2 protein-coding genes are annotated in these 1,692 nt (G+C 73.2%); one reads left to right on the top strand and one right to left on the bottom strand.

The features are described 5' to 3' along the window. Nucleotides 1-1,121: acyltransferase domain-containing protein (locus tag AB0G02_RS38760; protein WP_360805064.1), on the top strand; the 1,121-nt coding region annotated here is incomplete at its 5' end. A 35-nt stretch (nt 1,122-1,156) separates the two neighbouring features. Here the strand turns inward: AB0G02_RS38760 and AB0G02_RS38765 are convergent. Continuing rightward, the coding region (locus tag AB0G02_RS38765; RefSeq protein WP_360805067.1) for a hypothetical protein at nt 1,157-1,692 on the bottom strand (536 nt) is incomplete at its 5' end.

Genomic DNA, 1,692 nt, shown 5'->3' on the forward strand with positions numbered 1-1,692 from the left:
GCGTGGGCATCGCGGCGGTCAACGGCCCGGAGGCGGTCACGATCTCCGGTGCGCCGGAGGCGGTGGCTGAGGTCGTGGCGAAGCTGGAGGCGGAGCGGGTTCCCACCCAATCGCTGCACGTGTCGCACGCGTTCCACTCGGAGATGGTCGACCCAATCCTCAGCAACTTCCGCGAGGAGTTGGCGACTGTGCAATTGCACGCGCCCGCCGCACGGTTCCTGTCGAACGTGACCGGGGACTGGGCCGACGACGGCTGCGCCGATCCCGAGTACTGGGTGCGGCACCTGCGCGGCACCGTGGAGTTCGCGCGGTGCTGCGCGACGTTGGCCGCCGAGGGCGACGTCGTCGTGGTCGAAGCCGGCCCCGGCATCACGTTGGGCACCCTGGCCCGGCGGACCCCGGACGCGCCGTGGCGTGCCGTCGTGGCCTCGGCACCAGCGGCGACCGACCGGGCCGACGGCCGCACGGTCCTGCTCAGGGCCCTCGGTTCCCTGTGGGCCAACGGCATCCCGATCGAGTGGGACGTGCTCTGGGAGGGCTCGCGGCGACAGCGGATGTCGTTGCCGACCTACCCCTTCGAGCACGTCCGGTACTGGCTCTCGCCGTCGGCAGGCGAAGGCGGCCCCGCACCGTCCGCGGCGGTGCCGACACCGCGCACCGCCGCCACCGCGCCGCGACCCGCGACACCCCGGAAGGAGCCGGAGCGACCGCTCACCTCGTCCACGCACAGCAGGCCGAAGATGGCCACGCCGTACGTCGCGCCGGAGTCCGGGCTCGAACGTCAGATCGCTCGCGCCATGGCCGAACTGCTGGGCATCGACCGCGTCGGCGTCAACGACAACTTCTTCGAACTCGGCGCCGACTCCCTGATGGGCATGCAGCTCATCGCCCGGTTGCGGGACCGGTACCGGGTCGACCTGCCGATGCACCAGATGACCGAGCGGCCGACCGTCATCGGCCTGATCACCGCGCTGGAGGAGGGCGGCGGCCTCCCGGAGGCAGTCCCCGAGATTGAGCCGGGGGAACCGGCCGAGGCCGACGACATCGAGGCGTTGCTGGCCATGACGTCGCCGGACGAGCTGAGCCGGTTGCTCGACCAGGTCGAGCACGTCGAGGAATGACCACGGTGCCTATCCGACGCCGTGGCCGGGCGGGCTCAGCCGCCCGCCACCTCCAGGACCGCATCGGCCAGTGCCTCGGCGAGGTCCCGCACCGCGCCGGGGGACCAGCGCTGCTCCGGGTAGAGCAGTTCGGGCACCCGGGCCGGATCCGACGGCACGCTGAGCGTCAGGTCGTGCCGCAGGCGCAGGTGCTGCCTCGGCAGGGGGGTGAGGACGAGGTCGCCCACCCTGTGCGAGCCCGTCGGCGCGTTGAACTCGTCCAATCCGATGTTGGTCAGCGGGTCGTCCGAAGCGGCGCTCGCGCCGAGCGCCCTGGCGAGGTCCCGGTAGGGCAGCGCGGACCTGTCCAGCGCCGCGGACACGGCGCTGCGGCCGGCGAGCACCGCCTCGCGGGCGGACGTGCCGGGTGGCACCACGACGACGAGCGGGGTGAGCCCGACCAGGCAGCCCAGCAGGCTGGCCGTGCCGTGGTCGTGGCGGTTGGCGACCGGGGCCGACACGGTGACCGCCTGGACGTCCGCCGCGCGGGCGAGGGTGCGGGCGAACAGCCCGGCGAGCGCCATGAAACGGG

The organism is Actinosynnema sp. NPDC023658 (genome assembly GCF_040639995.1).
Classification (GTDB): domain Bacteria; phylum Actinomycetota; class Actinomycetes; order Mycobacteriales; family Pseudonocardiaceae; genus Actinosynnema.